Source organism: Acinetobacter venetianus RAG-1 = CIP 110063 (genome assembly GCF_000368585.1).
GTDB lineage: Bacteria > Pseudomonadota > Gammaproteobacteria > Pseudomonadales > Moraxellaceae > Acinetobacter > Acinetobacter venetianus.
The window spans coordinates 774,258-791,981 of the sequence record NZ_KB849558.1 but is presented as its reverse complement, the minus strand read 5'-3'; the positions used below and the strand labels follow the sequence as shown (position 1 = coordinate 791,981).

At 38.3% G+C, this 17,724-nt stretch carries 20 protein-coding genes; 8 read left to right on the top strand and 12 right to left on the bottom strand.

Annotated elements, in window-relative coordinates; genetic code table 11:
• Positions 1–67: 67 nt before the first annotated feature.
• The 5 genes from trpB to F959_RS09315 are packed head-to-tail and all read right to left on the bottom strand — an operon-like array spanning position 68 to position 4,081.
• Entirely contained in the window at positions 68–1,273 is a 1,206-nt protein-coding gene (trpB, locus tag F959_RS09335) for a tryptophan synthase subunit beta (protein ID WP_004879462.1), read from the bottom strand.
• Positions 1,274–1,309: 36 nt separating this feature from the next.
• Positions 1,310–2,497 carry a vWA domain-containing protein gene (locus tag F959_RS09330; protein ID WP_004879461.1) on the bottom strand — a complete coding sequence of 396 codons (1,188 nt, stop codon included), beginning with the start codon at positions 2,495–2,497 and terminating at the stop codon, positions 1,310–1,312.
• Positions 2,498–2,509: 12 nt separating this feature from the next.
• Positions 2,510–3,361 (bottom strand): AAA family ATPase, encoded by an 852-nt coding sequence (locus tag F959_RS09325; protein WP_004879457.1) that lies wholly within the window; start codon positions 3,359–3,361, stop codon positions 2,510–2,512.
• Between the two features lie 35 nt (positions 3,362–3,396).
• Positions 3,397–3,783 (bottom strand): hypothetical protein, encoded by a 387-nt coding sequence (locus F959_RS09320; RefSeq protein WP_007483283.1) that lies wholly within the window; start codon positions 3,781–3,783, stop codon positions 3,397–3,399.
• Positions 3,776–4,081: a YcgL domain-containing protein gene (locus tag F959_RS09315; protein WP_004879455.1), complete on the bottom strand. Its 306-nt coding sequence runs from the start codon at positions 4,079–4,081 to the stop codon at positions 3,776–3,778. Before F959_RS09315 ends, F959_RS09320 begins: the two co-directional genes overlap by 8 nt.
• Before the next feature lie 196 nt (positions 4,082–4,277).
• On the opposite strand from F959_RS09315, the gene F959_RS09310 reads away from it, so the two are divergent.
• Positions 4,278–5,015, top strand: coding sequence for a class I SAM-dependent methyltransferase (locus F959_RS09310; protein WP_004879454.1), 738 nt, complete (start codon positions 4,278–4,280; stop codon positions 5,013–5,015).
• 16 nt (positions 5,016–5,031) lie between these two features.
• On the opposite strand, the gene F959_RS09305 is transcribed toward F959_RS09310, so the two are convergent.
• The 4 genes from F959_RS09305 to F959_RS09290 all read right to left on the bottom strand — a co-directional run bounded on the left by F959_RS09305 (position 5,032) and on the right by F959_RS09290 (position 8,685).
• Complete coding sequence (locus tag F959_RS09305; RefSeq protein WP_004879448.1) at positions 5,032–6,174, bottom strand: ribonuclease D; 1,143 nt, start codon at positions 6,172–6,174, stop codon at positions 5,032–5,034.
• 292 nt (positions 6,175–6,466) lie between these two features.
• On the bottom strand, positions 6,467–7,063 hold the full coding sequence (recR, locus tag F959_RS09300) for a recombination mediator RecR (protein ID WP_004879447.1): 597 nt from the start codon (positions 7,061–7,063) through the stop codon (positions 6,467–6,469).
• 92 nt (positions 7,064–7,155) lie between these two features.
• Positions 7,156–7,485: a YbaB/EbfC family nucleoid-associated protein gene (locus F959_RS09295; RefSeq protein WP_004662103.1), complete on the bottom strand. Its 330-nt coding sequence runs from the start codon at positions 7,483–7,485 to the stop codon at positions 7,156–7,158.
• 12 nt (positions 7,486–7,497) lie between these two features.
• Complete coding sequence (locus F959_RS09290) at positions 7,498–8,685, bottom strand: O-succinylhomoserine sulfhydrylase (RefSeq protein ID WP_004879445.1); 1,188 nt, start codon at positions 8,683–8,685, stop codon at positions 7,498–7,500.
• Between the two features lie 135 nt (positions 8,686–8,820).
• On the opposite strand from F959_RS09290, the gene F959_RS09285 reads away from it, so the two are divergent.
• The 6 genes from F959_RS09285 to F959_RS09255 all read left to right on the top strand — a co-directional run bounded on the left by F959_RS09285 (position 8,821) and on the right by F959_RS09255 (position 14,054).
• Positions 8,821–9,900 carry an alpha/beta fold hydrolase gene (locus tag F959_RS09285; RefSeq protein WP_004879443.1) on the top strand — a complete coding sequence of 360 codons (1,080 nt, stop codon included), beginning with the start codon at positions 8,821–8,823 and terminating at the stop codon, positions 9,898–9,900.
• Between the two features lie 9 nt (positions 9,901–9,909).
• On the top strand, positions 9,910–10,782 hold the full coding sequence (locus tag F959_RS09280) for an NAD(P)-dependent oxidoreductase (protein ID WP_004879441.1): 873 nt from the start codon (positions 9,910–9,912) through the stop codon (positions 10,780–10,782).
• A gap of 243 nt (positions 10,783–11,025) precedes the next feature.
• Complete coding sequence (locus tag F959_RS09270) at positions 11,026–11,733, top strand: M48 family metalloprotease (protein ID WP_004879439.1); 708 nt, start codon at positions 11,026–11,028, stop codon at positions 11,731–11,733.
• A 225-nt stretch (positions 11,734–11,958) separates the two neighbouring features.
• Positions 11,959–12,228 carry a YARHG domain-containing protein gene (locus tag F959_RS09265; protein ID WP_004879438.1) on the top strand — a complete coding sequence of 90 codons (270 nt, stop codon included), beginning with the start codon at positions 11,959–11,961 and terminating at the stop codon, positions 12,226–12,228.
• A 78-nt stretch (positions 12,229–12,306) separates the two neighbouring features.
• Complete coding sequence (locus F959_RS09260) at positions 12,307–12,720, top strand: HIT family protein (protein WP_004879437.1); 414 nt, start codon at positions 12,307–12,309, stop codon at positions 12,718–12,720.
• Positions 12,721–12,968: 248 nt separating this feature from the next.
• Entirely contained in the window at positions 12,969–14,054 is a 1,086-nt protein-coding gene (locus F959_RS09255) for a porin (RefSeq protein ID WP_004879436.1), read from the top strand.
• Positions 14,055–14,150: 96 nt separating this feature from the next.
• Here the strand turns inward: F959_RS09255 and F959_RS09250 are convergent, their stop codons facing one another.
• A complete protein-coding gene (locus tag F959_RS09250) occupies positions 14,151–14,756 on the bottom strand; it encodes a YidB family protein (protein ID WP_004879435.1) in 606 nt (201 codons plus the stop codon).
• Positions 14,757–14,903: 147 nt separating this feature from the next.
• Positions 14,904–15,365 carry a DUF6231 family protein gene (locus tag F959_RS09245; protein WP_004879434.1) on the bottom strand — a complete coding sequence of 154 codons (462 nt, stop codon included), beginning with the start codon at positions 15,363–15,365 and terminating at the stop codon, positions 14,904–14,906.
• A gap of 38 nt (positions 15,366–15,403) precedes the next feature.
• Here F959_RS09245 and F959_RS09240 point away from each other — a divergent pair, with 38 nt between their 5' ends.
• A complete protein-coding gene (locus tag F959_RS09240; protein ID WP_004879431.1) occupies positions 15,404–16,273 on the top strand; it encodes a DUF2797 domain-containing protein in 870 nt (289 codons plus the stop codon).
• 34 nt (positions 16,274–16,307) lie between these two features.
• Here F959_RS09240 and lpxB read toward each other — a convergent pair whose 3' ends face one another.
• Positions 16,308–17,483, bottom strand: a complete 1,176-nt coding sequence (gene lpxB, locus F959_RS09235; protein WP_017196691.1) for a lipid-A-disaccharide synthase — start codon at positions 17,481–17,483, stop codon at positions 16,308–16,310.
• Between the last annotated feature and the right edge of the window lie 241 nt (positions 17,484–17,724).

The following is a 17,724-nucleotide window of genomic DNA, read 5'->3' as shown; positions in this document are numbered from 1 at the left end:
TATTTAACAGAAAAAAAACCGCCTATGATCAAGGCGGTTTTTTAGTTAACATCGTGGAATATTAGACTTACAAACCTATTTTTTCAGCAACATAATCTGAGTCTTTATCGCCACGCCCAGATAAATTTACTACGATCTTGATATTTTTATCTAACTTTGGCGCTTCACGTAAAGCCCAAGCAACTGCATGTGAACTTTCTAAAGCAGGAACAATCTCTTCAACACGAGAAAGTGTCATAAATGCATCTAAACATTCTTGGTCAGTCGCTGTTTCATACTGTACACGACCAAGTTCTTTAAGATAACTATGCTGTGGCCCAACACCGGGATAATCCAATCCCGAAGCAATTGAATGCACAGGCAGTGGTTCACCTTTTTCATCTTCAAGCACGTAACAAGCCATACCATGGATCTGACCGGGTTTACCTAAAGTTAGCGTTGCGGAGTGTTTATCTGTATCCAAACCATGTCCAGCAGGTTCAACACCTACCAGTTTTACTTCTGGCGTATTCAAAAAGGCAGTAAAAGCGCCAATTGCATTTGAACCACCACCAACACAAGCCACTACATAATCAGGATGTTGACCAAAACGTTCATTTGCCTGAGTTTTAATTTCATTTCCAATAATTGATTGGAAATCACGAACCATTTTTGGAAATGGATGTGGCCCCACCACAGAACCGATTGCATAAATATAGTTTTTCGGATCTTTTAAATATTCTTCGAAAGCACTATCTACCGCATCTTTTAGTGTTGCAGTTCCTTGTGTGACTGAAACAAGCTTAGCACCCAAAATTTTCATTTTCACGACATTTGGATGTTCTTTTTCAATATCGACTTGCCCCATATGAATCTCACATGGGATACCAACCAATGCACAAGCCGTTGCCAACGCGACACCATGTTGACCAGCACCTGTTTCTGCAATGACTTTGCTTTTACCCATATATTTAGCAAGTAAAGCTTCACCAAGACAGTGATTAATTTTATGTGCGCCTGTATGATTCAGGTCTTCACGCTTTAAATAAATTTGCGCGCCACCAAGTTGTTCAGATAAGCGTTTTGCATAGAATAATGGACTTGGGCGTCCTACATAATTTTTGAACAGATCATTTAACTCATTTTGAAATTCAGCTGTATGACGAATTTCTTCATAAGCTGTATTGATCTCGTCCATCGCCTCTTTTAAATGAGGTGGAATAAATTGACCGCCGAACTCGCCAAAAAAGCCCGCTTCATTTGGTAAAGCTATCCCGTTAATATGATGTTCCATTCCAATTCCTGTTTTTATAAAGTATTAATATAAATTTTAGCGAGATAAGTATCGCGTCATATCCTCAATGCCTTTTAAAGTCATCGGATACATATGATCTTCAAAAGTTTCTTTAATCCATTGAATCGTTTGCGTGTAATGCCAATAGCCTTCCATCTCAGGATTAAGCCATGCTGTTTTATCAAAATTCTGACGCAAACGTCTCAACCATACTTCCCCAGATTCTTCATTCATATATTCAACTGAGCCACCCGCAGACTTTAATTCATAGGGAGCCATACTGGCATCGCCAACTACGATAACCCGATAATCACGTCCATAAGTATGGAACAAATCCCAAGTATTCATACGGGTTGAACTACGGCGATGGTTATCCTTCCACACATAATCATACAGACAGTTATGGAAGTAGAAATATTCTAAGGTTTTAAACTCCGACTTTGCCGCACTGAATAGTTTTTCACACTCAGCAATATAGGCATCCATCGAACCACCCACATCAAACAACATCAAAATTTTGATACGGTTACGACGTTCAGGCACGAGCTGTACATCTAAGATGCCTTGTTTAGCAGTTTCACGAATCGTACCGTCTACATCTAACTCTTCTGCTGCGCCCTGACGTGCAAATTTACGCAAACGACGCAATGCAATTTGCATCTGACGTGTACCTAACACTTGATCATCATCAAGATTTTGGTATTTACGTTGTTCCCATACTTTTACAGCTGAACGTTTACGACCCGGCCCACCAATTCGCACACCTTCTGGATGATCACCAAAAGCACCAAAAGGTGATGTTCCACCTGTACCAATCATACGATTGCCGCCCTGATGTTTTTTATGTTGTTCGCGTAAACGCTCTTCCAACATTTTCATCAGTTCTTCAAGCGAACCTGCTTTTTGTAGTTCGGCACGTTGTTCAGGTGTTAGATGTTTCTCGAGTAATTCAAGATCAAACCAGTCTTTTGGTAACTTATGAACTTGTTTCAGCAATTCGTCTAAATCAAAAGTATCAATGCCATCAAAGTAATCTTTCATAGCACGGTCAAACTTATCAAAGAAGCGTTCATCTTTGACTAAAACTGTTTTAGCCAATTGATAGAATTCTTCCTGATCAGCAAATACAAGACCTGAAGCAACTGCCTGATTGAGATCAATGAGCTCCCGAGTTGTTACAGGTACACCATATTTGCGTAAGGTGTAAAACAATCGCACAAACATTGGCAAACACTCTTAACGGCGTGACATAAATGCTAAACGTTCAAGCAACTGTACATCTTGTTCATTTTTAATCAGCGCACCGTATAGTGGTGGAATCGCCTTTGATTTATCGTGATTACGTAATACATCTTCAGGCATATCATCAGCCATCAACAAACTTAACCAATCAATCAATTCAGACGTTGATGGTGGTTTTTTCAGATTCGGAATTTCACGTAACTTAAAGAAGACTTGTAATGCTTCACTGACTAAGGTATTTGAAATACTTGGAAAATGTACAGCAATGATGTCACGCATCGTTGCTTCATTAGGGAACTCAATATAATGGAAGAAACAACGGCGCAAGAATGCATCTGGAAGTTCTTTTTCATTATTCGATGTGATGATCACAATTGGGCGCTGTGTCGCTGTAATTGTTTCACCTGTCTCGTAAACATAAAATGACATTTTGTCGAGTTCATGCAGTAAGTCATTTGGGAACTCAATATCAGCTTTGTCGATTTCATCAATCAACAAGACACAGCGTTCTTCACTGGTAAATGCTTCCCACAATTTACCCGGTTTAATATAGTTTTTAATGTCGTAGACACGATCATCACCTAACTGACTATCACGTAAGCGTGAAACAGCATCGTACTCATATAAACCTTGCTGCGCCTTAGTCGTTGACTTGATATGCCAAGTAATGAGCTTTAAACCAAGACTTGTCGCAACTTGCTCAGCAAGCAAAGTTTTACCTGTGCCTGGCTCTCCTTTAACCAAGAGTGGTTTCTGTAGAGCACGCGCAGCTTTGACTGCGAGTTTTAGGCTATCGGTAGCAATATATTGATCTGTACCAGTGAAGTGTTGTGTATCAGCAGACATTTAAAAACCTTATTTTTCTATATTTAACTTTGTATCTAAACTGTACTTGCAGTTTTATTGATCGTGTATTTTGACCAACAGAAACCAATGAGCAACCCAACACCGATTACAAATAGAATCAATGATGCATTTGCCCAAATAAGTGACTGTTCTTTGGTTAACACGCCAAACAGCAATCCAAAAATCGCAGGAGCCAACTCTGAATTTGGACCTTCAGAAACCGTTGGGGTAACTAAAATCGCAAACACAATAATCCATAAAACCCCACCAATAGGATTTGGAAGACGTGTCATCAAACGATACCAGCACCACAATGCGATGAGTGTTCCTGTCACATAAACAATGATCGCAACGTTTTCTTCAGGAAACTGATCCAGTACTGAAAGAATATGCGACCATATTGCTGTTAATGTCTCAAGCACCACGCAGACCCTCTGGTTCTACCGCATTTGGATTAATCAACCCTTCAGGCGGCATTTGAATGAAAAAGCCTTTCGTTTGTAAAGAGTCCAAAACATGTAGGACATTTACACGAGCAAGCTTACGTTCTGTATGGAGTTCCAAATGCATGACAAAAGTCGCTTTACCAAATGCGGTTAAGACAGTCTCAGGAATAATTTCAAATGGGTTTTCCTGTTCTTTGTCATCAGGATAGTTTGGACGAGCAATATACATATACATTTCATCTTTTTTGCTCGATCTATAAATATCGCAGTGCATGTTTACTCACATCTATTAACAATCAAAGACAGCATACATCAAAATAAAAATGGATACATTAAGGATTGTTAACGCTTTAGTCGCCTTTTTCTCCTCTATAGAGAAAACGTAGCCTATAAAGTGAAAACAAAAGCATACAACGCTCTTTTATGACAAATGTGATAATTATCAAGCGATTTTAATTTGAATCTCTGATATGCAGCAAAATAAATACGACGATCCAAACTTCTTCACTGAATATGCAAAAATGCCCCGTTCTGTAGAAGGTTTAAAAGCGGCTGGCGAATGGAGCACATTTCAAACACATATGCCTAATTTGAAAGATAAGCGTGTGCTTGATTTAGGCTGTGGTTACGGTTGGCATTGTCAATATGCGGCAGAACAAGGTGCCTTATCCGTGATTGGTATAGATCTCTCTGCAAAGATGCTAGAAAAAGCTAAACGAATCACTACATCAGATCGTGTCACCTACCAGCAAACAGCAATTGAAACATTCCAAGCAGATACAGCATCATTTGATACAATTATCAGCTCATTAGCACTTCATTATATTCAAGATATCGATGCGGTATTTCAAAAAGCTGCCGATCTATTGAAGCCATTAGGAGAGTTTTACTACTCGGTTGAGCATCCTATATTTACAGCACGTGCTCAACAAGATTGGTTCTATGATGCTGAAAGCGCAGCTTTACATTGGCCAGTAGATCATTACTTCGAAGAAGGTCAGCGAAATACTCACTTCCTCGGTGCTGATGTCGTGAAATATCACAGAACTATTGAGACACATATTACAGGATTATTAAAAGCGGGATTTGAGATCACTGCACTCATTGAACCAACACCACCAAAAGAAATGGTTGAGCAAATGGGTTGGCAAAATGAGCTAAGGCGCCCAATGATGCTGATTATTAAAGCAAAAAAAAGAGCTAGTTAATTAGCTCTTTTTTATACTACCTAGAAACCTTCATTTGCGTAGCTAGATAATCAATGTCTTGCTGAAGTAATTCGATCATTGGTTTGGTTAAAATATCGTATCGCCAACCCAGTAAATAAGGTGGTAGGTCTTGCTCATCTAAATGAAACACAACGTGTTCATAAATTGCATTCAACCACTTCTTACGTAGCAACACTTCTTTAGGAATAGATGTTTGAGCAACTATCTGCTCTATCAATGCATCAATTTTTGGCGCAATTTCTTTTGAATTGCTTTTCACAGGGCGCGCTATTCTTAATGGCCACTCAGCTTCAGGGGGTAAAAACTTGAGTAGATCTAGAATCATTTTACCATGCTCACGCACAACATTCGGGCGAATATCTTTCACTTGAGCAAGTTGGAAGTTATTGCGAGGGTTCTTTTCAACCAAATCAATCATAGTTGAATTTCTGAGAATAAAACTACGCGGTTGATTTAATGCTTTTGTAATTTGTTCACGCCAGATACTCAGTTGTTGTAGCTGCATTAACTCACGGCGAGAGTGGCGATAATTTCCAATATCTGTATATAGCTCAGGAAGTGGTGTTTCCATCGCGATATCTTTAGTTAAATTTTGGCAATCTTCCAAGACATACTGATATAAACCTTTTGTTTGCAGATCATTTTTAACGGCATCAGCAAGTTTTACCAAATATAAAACATCATTCGCGGCATAACTCATTTGCTCTTGGCTCAATGGGCGAGCTAGCCAATCTGAACGCGTTTGATCTTTTTCAATATCTATATTTAAATATGTTTTAAGTGCATTCTGATAACTTACCTGTAAACCATGCCCAAGAAATGCCATGGCAACTTGAGTATCAAATACATTTTTGAGCGGCTTTTGATCTGCATAATGATAAATCAAATCAATATCTTCGCCACATGCATGGAAAATATTTTGTTGAGCAGCAAATAATTTTTGCCAGAAATGCTCGAGGTCTAAAGATGTTCCATCTAACAATACAACCTGACCATTCAAATTAATCTGACATACCCCTAATTTTGGGTAAAGGGTATCAACCTTAATAAACTCGGTATCAAGTGCATATGTGGAACATTGTTCCATCTGAGTGAGGAGAACAGCTAAATCTTTTTGCTGCTGGATAAACTGAAACATATTTGCTCAAGTAAAAAATAAAAGAACTACTCGCAATAAAACTGTAGAATTGCAGTTATTGCTCAACACAAGATCAAATGCAAAAAAAATTTAATCAGTATTCCACATGCAAAACATAAAAGTACTCCTAAATCCATTTAACAAAAGCGAAAGTCCTTTTCGCTCGCCAATAGTGCCATATTTTAAAGTAAATATATCTACGATAATGTAAGACAAAATGTAAAATTTAATTATTTGTTTAAATTAACAGCATGAATTTAATGTAAATAAATAAAAATATCCGACAAAAGTATTATTTCATACGCATGCGGTTATGAACCGCCTGACTCAAGGTATGGCTGTCCACATATTCCAATTCACCACCTTGTGGTACGCCTTGTGCAATTCGAGTCATATGAATCGGTAAATGCTTGGTTGCTTCAACCAAATAATGTGCAGTCGCTTGACCTTCAACAGTCGCATTTGTTGCAAGAATGACTTCTTCAATCGTTCCTTCGCTTAGACGCTGAATTAAATATGGAATACCAATTTCTTCAGGACCAATACCATCTAAAGGTGATAAATGCCCACCTAACACATGATATTTTCCACGAAAACTACCACTTTGCTCGATTGCCATAACATCTGCTGGAGATTCAACCACACAAAGTAATTGTTCATCACGCTCAACAGAAGCACAGATATCACAAATCTCATTCTCAGTTAGAGAATGACAAATACGGCACTCATGGATATGACTCGATGCTTCATGCAAAGCATGTGACAAAGCAAAAGCACCTTCACGATTTTTCATCAGTAAATGCAAAGCCATACGCTGTGCTGATTTTGGGCCAACACTCGGTAAAATACGTAATGCTTGAACTAATTGTTCAAATCGTTCACTAAACACAATTAGATTACTCGGTAAATTCTCCCCGCAGTTGTAAATCCCTCTTGATTCAAGAGGGATTTAGGGGGATTTAAAAATTAAAAAATGATGAATTAGAATAAACCAGATAAACCCGGTGGTAAGCCCATACCAGAATTTGCACCTTGTAACTTCTCTTCAGAAATTGCTTCAGCTTGACGTGCAGCATCATTCATCGCCGCTGCAATTAAATCTTCAATCATGTCCGCTTCGTCTTGTAATAAGTCTGGGCTAATTTCAATACGCTTAACGACATTACGGCAAGTCATGGTGACTTTAACCAAACCACCGCCAGCTTCAGCATGAACTTCTGTATTCGCAAGCTCTTCTTTGGCTTTTTTAAGGTTTGATTCCATATCTTTTTGCATGCGCTGAGCTTGCTGCATGAGCATATTAATATTCATAAGTCTCTCTCGTTAAACTAAATCTAGACCGCGTGATAAGTCGCGAATAATATCATTAATATCTTCTAAACCAACAGACACACGAATCAATCCTTCTTCGATTCCTGCTGCTTGCTTGGCTTCTGCGGACATTCTACCATGCGAGGTTGTTGCTGGATGAGTAATCGTTGACTTCACATCACCCAAATTACTTGTAATTGACAAGAAACGAGTATTATCAATCACTGTCCAAGCACCTTCACGCGCATTCTTTACCACGAAGGATACAACACCACCGAAACCTTTCTGCTGTTTTTTAGCAAGTTCATGTCCCGGATGATTTGGTAAGCCAGCGTAATATACTTTCTCAACTTTTTCATGCTGAGCAAGCCATTCTGCAAGCTTTTGAGCACTTTCACAATGCGCTTTCATACGTAGGCTGAGGGTTTCTAAGCCTTTCAAGAAAATCCAAGCATTGAATGGGCTCATTGAATTACCCAAAGTACGGATAACGCCATTCACTTCTTCAAGTAAATCATGTTTACCAACAACGGCACCACCTAAGGCACGACCTTGACCATCAATATATTTAGTCGCAGAGTACAATACCAAGTCAGCACCAAATTTAATCGGTTGCTGTAAAGCAGGTGTACAGAAACAGTTATCTACAGCAAATAAAGCGCCATGTGCGTGAGCAATATCCGCAATCGCTTGCATATCACCTACTTGAGCCAAAGGATTTGATGGTGTTTCAATAAAAAGAATGCGCGTATTTGGGCGGATCGCATTTTTCCAGCCATCAAGATCATCTAAATCAACGAAAGTGACTTCTACAGCAAACTTAGCAACGTATTTTTCAAATAAAGCGATGATTGAACCAAACACAGCACGAGAACAGATCACATGGTCGCCAGCTTTTAAGTAAGCCATACACATTGCATGCACAGCCGCCATACCAGAACTGGTTGCAACCGCACGTTCCGCCCCATCCAATACCGCTAGGCGCTTTTCAAAAGCCTGAACTGTAGGGTTGGTATAGCGAGAGTAAGTATTACCAGCAACTTGTCCAGAAAACTTAGCAGCAGCATCAGCAGCACTTTCACAAACAAAAGATGATGTTAAAAAAATTGGTTCACTATGCTCACCCTCAAAAGTACGGTCATGTCCCGTACGAATTGCAAGAGTATCTAGTTGATATTCTAAATCATCGCTTGGATTCATCGTTTTGTATGCCTTATGATCATCGTGGTCGAATATGCCAACATTTTGAGCGCCTAAGGTATTTAAGGTCAAGGCATAAGATATAATTATCGCTTAGACTTCGTGCAATCTTGACTCATGATGAGACTATTAAAGATGAAATCGCTTGTGGAACAGCAAAAAATAAATTTTAAACATCTCGCGATGCGTGTTTTTGAATCGGACAAACTCGTATTGTCACAATCAACACCATACCAAGTGATTGCTCAGTTTAAACAAACTCGTGTTCGTTTTTATGCTTCTGAGAATAAACGCTATAAAGAGCCTTTGGTTTTCGTAGCACCGCTTGCAATCAATATGGATATCTACGACTTATATCCGTATCGCTCTTTAGTTAAACACTTCCAAGAAAGTGGTTATGACGTTTATCTTATTGATTGGGGCAAATTGACCTACAAAAATTATCAAATTAACTTTCTGTCTTTTATTGATAAATTTATTCCACGCTGTATAGAAGCCATTCAACAACATTCTAAATCACAAAAAATATCTCTACACGGCTGGAGTATGGCAGGCATCTTTGTGACTTTATATACGGCTCGTCATCAACCAAATGCTGTTAAAAACCTGATTGTTTTGGGCAGCCCGATTGATAGCTATGCGTCTGGCTATATTGGCAAACTATACAAAACGCTTGCCTACGTTACCTCTCGCAATCCAACTGTTAAAGATTATATTTATAATCGCTTACCAAAGTTGATGATTCATTCCCCGGGTTTCTTAAACTCATTAGGATTTAAATTACTAGACCCTAAAGGATGGCTGGATGGCAACATTCAACTTTTAAAGAACTTAGATAATTTAAAATTAGTACAAGAAGACGCAACACTCAGTCATTTCTTAAACAATATGATTGATTATCCTGGGGGTATTAATCAAGACATGCTATTTAATGTCTGGATGCAGAACCCGCTGAAAAACGGCGCGATCACCTTAAAGAATAAAACCATTGAGCTAAAAGATATCAATTGTTCTTTATTTGTGGGTGCAGGTAAAGGTGATCAAATGGTTACAGCAGATGCTGCATTTCCATTAACTCAGTTGACAAGTAGCCGAGATGTCACGTTTACTCTTATACCTGGCGGACACTTAGGTTTAATGTCTAGTCAAAAAAGTTCAATCGAGTTCTGGCCAACACTGACTGACTGGTTAGCAGAACGATCAACTCCAATATAAAGGTAAACTATGACTCAATCTGTTGCATTTATCGGTTTAGGCGCTATGGGCTATCGCATGGCAGCTCATTTACCAAAGTATTTCGAAAAGGTTTTTGTTTGGAATCGAAACTTTAGTAAAGCAGAACAACATGCAACAGAATATGGAACAACTGCTGTCGAACTTGCACGAGCAGTACAGGCTGACATCATTTTTTCATGCTTACCAACAAGTGATGATGTTGAAGCATTAATCGATACAGTGCAATTGAAAGCTGGTTCGATTTGGATTGACTGTACAAGCGGCGTACCTGACTCCGCTCGACGCTTGACAGAAAAGCTAAAATCTCAAGGTGTGGACTTCTTAGATGCGCCTGTGAGTGGTCAAACCATTGGTGCAGAGAATGCAACACTCACTGTCATGGTCGGTGGCGATGTACAAGCATTTGAACGTGCTTATCCGGCGATGGCGGCTGTTGGTAAACTCATTCAGCATGTTGGCGAGTCTGGTGCTGGATTTGCAGTTAAAGCGATCAATAATATGCTGCTTGCAGTTAACTTATGGTCTGTTGCAGAAGGCTTTAGTACATTAAAAGCGCATGGTGTTAACCTTGATGCAGCGTTAAATTGTATAAATGCGTCTAGTGGTAAAAGTATGGTCACGGAAACCATTTTTCCACAACGCGTACTCAGCCGTGAATTTCCAGTGACCTTTGCTCTACCATTATTGGCTAAAGATACAGGTATTGCTTTAGATTTGGTGCATGATGCTAAGCTTCCTGCCCCGATTCTTTCTCTAACACAAAGTTTAATTCAAGCTGCGAATCTAACTTCAGAGCCAAATAGCGACTTCTCTTCAGCTGTCAAAATGTATGAATCATGGAGCAAAATTACGCTTAAATAAAGCTGCATCTGCTTTCAATTCTTTTGATTTAGATAAACTTTTAATTAGCACAGGTGCAATACTCAAACAGAATATTGCACTTGCTTTTAGTTCATATCCATTACGCTTAATACAAAATTTTAAAACACATTTTATTGATCTTCACTTTCCTACTTACTCAAACTTTCCGATAATCAACCTTATTGAATACCTAATAAGGCAGTAGAATTAATTACAATGAAAACAATTAGCTAGATCAAAATTATGAAGAAAGTAAATCTTTTGCTTCTTTTCACTCTAATTTTAATGCCTTTTGTATTTCAAAATTTGTATGCAAAGCAATATGTATTTATTGGATATGATAGTTTTTGTGGCTTACCAATCTTTACGGGGCAAAACCCACAAATTGCCACAGCTGAAAAAGACAGCTATGGCCGACCAATTATTCACATTGATCCTACAGCATTAGCTAACCTAACAAGCTCTCGAATTTTTACACTTGCCCATGAATGCGCACATCATAAGTTAGGACATACCTCAAGATTAGGAGAAATGGAACGCTATCATGGAGGAACACGCAAACAAGAACTAGAGGCTGACTGCTGGGCAGCAAAACAATTAAGCCAATATGGACAATTTACCGACCTACAATTCCAAACTTTAAAAAATTTAGCTGACGGTCATTTTATAGCAAATGGTTATCCTTCTGGAGTTGAGCGAGCACAAAACATATATTCATGTGCTACAGGAACAATTGTAAGACATGATGCCTCACCGCGTTGCTCCAAAAAATTAGTACCTAAAACCGTTGTCGTTACTACTTACCAAATAATCCCCACTCAAGCACCTTGTTCACATGTGAGAATGGGACCTTACGGCCCTTTCGCCATACATCAATTTGATCTTATTCCAAGAAAAGTACCTGTTCAAACACCTACAACAAGGATGGTGGAAGTGACTCACTGCGAATAAATCAATATACCGTAATATTCGGAGATATCACTTAAGATATTAAAAACAATACATTTATAATTTAATTCAAGAGGAAATTCCGTACTAAAATTACATACTGACTATAGAGTTTCATTGAAATTTCATTAAGAAACCTTATATTGGTATATACGTAGCGACCAAGCACCATATGAAAATACTGTCATAAAGCTTTGGTTTATACCTTTTTGATTAGAGGAACACCTCATGAATAAGTTTACGGTTGCAGTTTGTGCTGGATTAATTACCCTCACAGGATTTAATCTTCAAGCAGCTACACCAGAACAAGAATGTAAAAAGTTGCAAGATGATTACAACTTAATCTACGCTTCTAAAGGATTCTGTTTCAAAGACGCAGACGCTAAAGCTAAATATGGCAATGAAAACTGCCATACAACAAAGCCAAAATTTTCTGACAAAGAACAACAGCGTCTTGATCAAATTAAAGAACGTCAGAAAGAACTTAACTGCAAATAATCTTTTCTCTTAGCTTTTCATTTAATTAATCTCTAAATGAAAAGCTAAATTGTTTTATACCCTATTAAAGGACTAATCATGGCGTACGATGACCAAAATATTTTCGCAAGAATCCTTCGTGGTGAATTACCTGCAATCAAAATTTATGAAGATGATCAGGTGCTTGCATTTATGGATATCATGCCGCAAGCTGATGGTCATGCTTTAGTTATTCCAAAAACCCCAGCGATTAGCTTGCTGGACTTACCTGCCGATGCAGCAGCCTATACCATTCAGATCGTTCAAAAGATTGCGAAAGCGATTGAGACAGGTCTTGATGCAAAAGGTATTGTTCTTATGCAACTCTCAGGAACAGCAGCAGGTCAAACAGTTCCACATGTACATTTCCATTTGATTCCAAGTTCAGTACATGAATTAGGCCGACATGCGGCACAAATGGGTGATCAAGAAAAGATTAAAGTGTTAGCAGAAAAGATAAAAGCAGCGCTGTAATATTTCACTGATATAATGCGAGGTTCTTACCTCGCTTTTTATTTAATGGTAAATAAATCAATAATTAATCAAATTATTACGAAATATAAATCGTAATAAAACTGTCATTTTTCCTTCACTTCGTTGTAACAAAGTTTGCCGATACTGCATACAAGTCAGTGAGCTGTGTAACTTTTTGTACATAAGCAAGCTTATAACAGTAACTAAGGCATATGCCATTTACAAAAAAGTGTTTTGGAGAAATCTCAATGAAAAAATTGCTTCTTGCTGCTACTGTAGCAACTTTAGCCATGAATGCAGCGCAAGCAGCACCAACATTGTATGGTAAGCTCAGTGTGACTTTGGACAATATTGACAACAACGGCTTTAAAGATGAAAGCGTAACAAAAGTAAATTCAAATGCTTCACGTATTGGTGTTAAGGGCGAAGAAAAATTAACTGACAAATTATCAGCTGTTTACTTAGCTGAATGGCAAGTAAATACTGATGGTGACGGTACTGATCTTGGTATGCGTAACCGTTACATTGGTATTAAATCTGATGGTATTGCAACATTAAAAGTTGGTCGTTTTGATTCATACTTCAAAACAGCTGCTGGTAGCAACCAAGATATCTTCAACGATCACAACGAACTTGATATGACAGCTGTTCTAGTTGGTGAAGATCGTTTGAACAACGTTATTGGTTTTGAGACTGATAAAAAATTATTAGGTGGCTTAGCGTTCAACATCATGTTCCAACAAGGTGAAGAATCTTCTGCTGCTGATAGCGCATCTAAAGGTAAAGAAGGCAGCCGTGATGGTTTCGGTGATGGCGTTTCAACATCTCTTACATACGAAAATAAAGACATCGGTTTAGCAGCAGCAGTTGCTGGAAACTTCGGTGTAGCTTCTAAATACAATGCTTACAGCCTATCTGGTATCTATACTGATGCAGTACGTGTAACAGGTTCTTTAGACTTAACTCCAGCTGGTGTTGATGGTTTAGTATTCGGTGCTTTATGGCAAACTGCTCAACCAACTGACGATACAGTATCAACTACAGATGGTACGACTGTAACTTCTTATAAAGGTTTACAAGAAGATGCTTATGGCGTAACTGCTGCTTATAAGATCCCTTCTACACCAATCAAGTTAAAAGCTGAATATATCTCTGCTACAACTGAATCAAATGGTCGTGATGATCGTAAACAAGATATGTATGGTGTTGGTGCTGACTACCAAATCAACAAACAAGCACGTTTCTACGGTGTTGTTGGTCAACAAAAACGTGATTGGTTAGCTAAAAACGATACTAAGACTGTTATCGGTTTAGGTATGGAATATAACTTCTAATTTGAAGTTATAGGCTAAAACCAAAAAATAAAAGGGCAAATGCCCTTTTATTTTCATTTCTATTTTTAAAAACAACTAAATTCAGAAGTTAAAAAATTATTTTAAGAAGCCACTCACCATATTCAACACATTTTGAATATCATTATTTGCTTCTTGTTGGCTGGTATTACTACCTTGCGGCGTCAAAGAATCAATGACTTGTGGAAGAACTGAAGCAATTGCACCATAAATTGCTTGCTTAGGGGCTTGTGCTTGTTGAGCAACTTGCTCAACATCTTGATCGTCAAATAGGCTTTGAATATTTTGTGTTGGAACATCCTGTGCATTCTGTTGGTGTGGATCTACCCAACTTTGCACTTGATTGGCTAAGCCTGCATTTTTCAATTTATCTAGCGCACCTTGCAGACCACCTTGCTTTTGAATCCAAGCAAGAACCAAAGGTAAAACAGCAATTAATAATGTTTGAGCCGTATTTCCACTTGTTGCATTAGTCTGTGTAGAAGAACTTCCACCACCTAATTGACCCAACACAGAGCCAAGTATCCCGCCTAATCCACCTTGTTGATTTTGAGTATTTTGCTGACCACCCATTTGACCGAGAACAGAACCTAAAATTCCACCTAAACCACCACCCTGATTAGATTGCTGACCGCCTAAAGCTTGCTTTGCTAAAATTTCAACAATATTTGTTAAATCTGTCATGACCCATACGTTCCTATTGGAATTATTTATCCAAAAAGAATACGCTGCTTTATACGGCCATAACAAAGTTGAATTGTTAAATTTTGCAAGAACTTGCAACACGCTGATGCAACTTTTGCCTTGATGAGTTTAAAAGCGTTTAATCGCCTACCAGCGGAATTTATCCCAGTTTTCAGGGTTTGCCCAAAACTTAGAGTTAAACCAGTCAGGTACATGCTTATAGGTCAAAATATTGAATTGCCACAGTGCAAAATCACTGTCATGTGCTGTTTTATCAATTAACTGCGTAAACCCAAGTGAACGAAGTAGCTTTTCATCGCTTAATTTACTGACAACAACAATTCGCTTTGCCATCAAATCACGCAATTTCACCAGTAACTGTGCTTTTTGTGTGTCATTGATAGTTTGCATTTCATCTGTATCAAATAATACAAAACCTAAATCATAACGCTGCGTAAATGGCAGACTTAAAAAGTCAGTTACGTTAAAATGATGCCATTGAATTGAAGCATTCTGGTCAATCTGCTGACCTATACAAAGTGCAGTATGAATGGGCTGTTCTTGAGATAAATCGTCTAGCATAGAAGTGATGACATTCTGTTCAGCCATAACTGCAACCCTTGATTGAAAAAGATGAGAGTTTATTAATGGAACTACAAGGCATTTGTCACAAAATGCATGCAGCGCTCAAAACGCATAGTGTAACTGATCAATCAACAAGCAAGGCAAATGTTGAATATAAATTTATATTAGATCGTTCAGAAACTGACCTACCATTTGTTTTAGGTCAAGAAATTGAGATCGAATGGACAGGTAATATTTATTGTACCTCTTGTGGTGCAAAGACACCGAAGTCATATTCACAAGGACATTGTTTTAAATGTTTTAAAACAAAAGCTGAATGTGACCTATGTATTATGAAGCCTGAAACTTGCCATTATCATTTAGGGACTTGCCGCGAAGATCAGTTCGCACATGATGTCTGTTTCCAGCCTCATATTGTTTATTTAGCCAATTCGAGCGCTTTAAAAATCGGTATCACTCGTATCGTAAATATGCCAACTCGCTGGCTAGATCAAGGTGCTACGCAAGCATTGCCGATTTTAAAAGTCGGCTCTCGCCGCTTATCTGGTCATTTAGAAACTATGTTTGGTACGCAAATTGCCGATAAAACAGATTGGCGTAAATTACTTAAAGGTGAAGCTGAACCTTTAAACCTCGTTGAACAACGTGATCAAATTATTGAAGAGTTTGCTCCAAAAATTCAAAGTATTCGTGATGAGTTCAGCCAAAACCTTGAATTCAATGAAGGTCTTGAGTTTCTCGAAAATGAAACTCCGCGAGAGTTCATTTATCCAGTAGAACAATATCCTGAAAAGATTAAATCCCTCAACTTGGATAAAACGCCTAAAATCCGAGGTGTTCTACAAGGGATTAAAGGTCAATACTTATTACTGGATATAGGTGTCATTAATATCCGTAAATACACAGGTTATGAACTGATCCTGCGTGCCTAAACAAAAAAGGTGGCTCAATTGCCACCTTTTTTTATTACGATGATAAACAATTCAAAATGGCATGTACTGGATCTTCAGTATTCCCTGAGATCAGTTGTTTATGCATACTCAAATGCTGCATCATTTGAATATGTGCTGTTTCATGATCCATCAACTTTTCTATTTCTGTCGCCAAGTGTTGTGGCGTAGCATCTGCTTGGATCAACTCCTCGATGACTTTTTTACCCGCAATGATATTCGGTAAAGAGTAGTACGGAATCTTCACTAAGAACTTCGCAATAATATAAGTTAACCAGTTCAGTTTATAGAATGTCACCATCGGACGATGCAACAACATTGCCTCCAAAGTCGCCGTACCAGAGGCAAGCGCCACAATATCACTTGCATTCATGACCATACGACCCACTTTTGACTCTGAATCGGTATTTTCTAATACATGAATTTTGTCTTTTACCGTGATATCTAAGCTTTGAATACCCTGCTCAATTTGCTCTTTTCTTGCATCATTAATGGCAGGAATGAGAAACTCAAGATCAGGGTACTTTCGATGCAAAATTTCAGCAGCGCCAGTCAGCAATGGCAATAATCGCTCGATCTCACCTCTACGACTGCCTGGTAACAATGCAACATGTGTTTTATGAACAGGCAATCCCAACTGTTGTTTAGCCTCAACATTTGGATTCTTGAGGGGTAATTGTTTTGCTAATGGATGACCGACAAATGCCGCTGGCACACCATGATTTTCATAAAATGTTTTTTCAAATGGGAATAAACATAATACGAGGTCAATCGTCTTCTTAATGCCATGAACACGACCTTGTCGCCAAGCCCAAACTGAAGGGCTCACATATTGCACTGTTTTAATCGGCAAGTTATTTTCTTTGATGGTCTTAGACAGACGTAGATTAAAATCTGGCGCGTCAATGCCAATAAAAATATCAACTGGATGTTCAGTCCATCGCTCGACCAACCCATCCCTCACCGCAAATAATTTTTTTAAATCTTTGAGGACTTCTACTATTCCCATAACCGATAGAATTTCCATCGGATAATAGCTATGAAACCCTTCTGCAATCATTTGAGGGCCACCAATTCCCTCAAACTCGGCCTCGATCCCTTGCTCGCGAAAACTGCGCATGAGTTTAACACCTAGAGTATCTCCAGAAACTTCACCCACGACGATTCCAATTTTTAGTTTTTGCTTTACCAAGACCAACGCCCCATTTAAATACTGAGTAATTCTAACAAAATGATTTTACATCGAATCATAGCACAGGAATCAATTTGTTCTTGATTGGTGAAAATGCACAACTATCTAATTTAACTTTCAAAATTAAAAACAGTATCTATATTTACGATAGCTGAGTAATTGCTTGAGTTTTATTTAGATATTAATATTAACAAGAATCATTTTCATATGTGATTTATTTCTATTATTCTCCTAAGACATG

What these genes read in the sequence shown, in the direction of transcription:
- trpB (WP_004879462.1), bottom strand. Translation starts at nt 1,273, where the DNA reads ATGGAACATCATATTAACGGGATAGCTTTACCAAATGAAGCGGGCTTT.
- F959_RS09330 (WP_004879461.1), bottom strand. Translation starts at nt 2,497, where the DNA reads ATGTTTGTGCGATTGTTTTACACCTTACGCAAATATGGTGTACCTGTA.
- F959_RS09325 (WP_004879457.1), bottom strand. Translation starts at nt 3,361, where the DNA reads ATGTCTGCTGATACACAACACTTCACTGGTACAGATCAATATATTGCT.
- F959_RS09315 (WP_004879455.1), bottom strand. Translation starts at nt 4,081, where the DNA reads ATGCACTGCGATATTTATAGATCGAGCAAAAAAGATGAAATGTATATG.
- F959_RS09310 (WP_004879454.1), top strand. Translation starts at nt 4,278, where the DNA reads ATGCAGCAAAATAAATACGACGATCCAAACTTCTTCACTGAATATGCA.
- F959_RS09305 (WP_004879448.1), bottom strand. Translation starts at nt 6,174, where the DNA reads ATGTTTCAGTTTATCCAGCAGCAAAAAGATTTAGCTGTTCTCCTCACT.
- F959_RS09295 (WP_004662103.1), bottom strand. Translation starts at nt 7,485, where the DNA reads ATGAATATTAATATGCTCATGCAGCAAGCTCAGCGCATGCAAAAAGAT.
- F959_RS09290 (WP_004879445.1), bottom strand. Translation starts at nt 8,685, where the DNA reads ATGAATCCAAGCGATGATTTAGAATATCAACTAGATACTCTTGCAATT.
- F959_RS09285 (WP_004879443.1), top strand. Translation starts at nt 8,821, where the DNA reads ATGAAATCGCTTGTGGAACAGCAAAAAATAAATTTTAAACATCTCGCG.
- F959_RS09280 (WP_004879441.1), top strand. Translation starts at nt 9,910, where the DNA reads ATGACTCAATCTGTTGCATTTATCGGTTTAGGCGCTATGGGCTATCGC.
- F959_RS09270 (WP_004879439.1), top strand. Translation starts at nt 11,026, where the DNA reads ATGAAGAAAGTAAATCTTTTGCTTCTTTTCACTCTAATTTTAATGCCT.
- F959_RS09265 (WP_004879438.1), top strand. Translation starts at nt 11,959, where the DNA reads ATGAATAAGTTTACGGTTGCAGTTTGTGCTGGATTAATTACCCTCACA.
- F959_RS09260 (WP_004879437.1), top strand. Translation starts at nt 12,307, where the DNA reads ATGGCGTACGATGACCAAAATATTTTCGCAAGAATCCTTCGTGGTGAA.
- F959_RS09255 (WP_004879436.1), top strand. Translation starts at nt 12,969, where the DNA reads ATGAAAAAATTGCTTCTTGCTGCTACTGTAGCAACTTTAGCCATGAAT.
- F959_RS09250 (WP_004879435.1), bottom strand. Translation starts at nt 14,756, where the DNA reads ATGACAGATTTAACAAATATTGTTGAAATTTTAGCAAAGCAAGCTTTA.
- F959_RS09245 (WP_004879434.1), bottom strand. Translation starts at nt 15,365, where the DNA reads ATGGCTGAACAGAATGTCATCACTTCTATGCTAGACGATTTATCTCAA.
- F959_RS09240 (WP_004879431.1), top strand. Translation starts at nt 15,404, where the DNA reads ATGGAACTACAAGGCATTTGTCACAAAATGCATGCAGCGCTCAAAACG.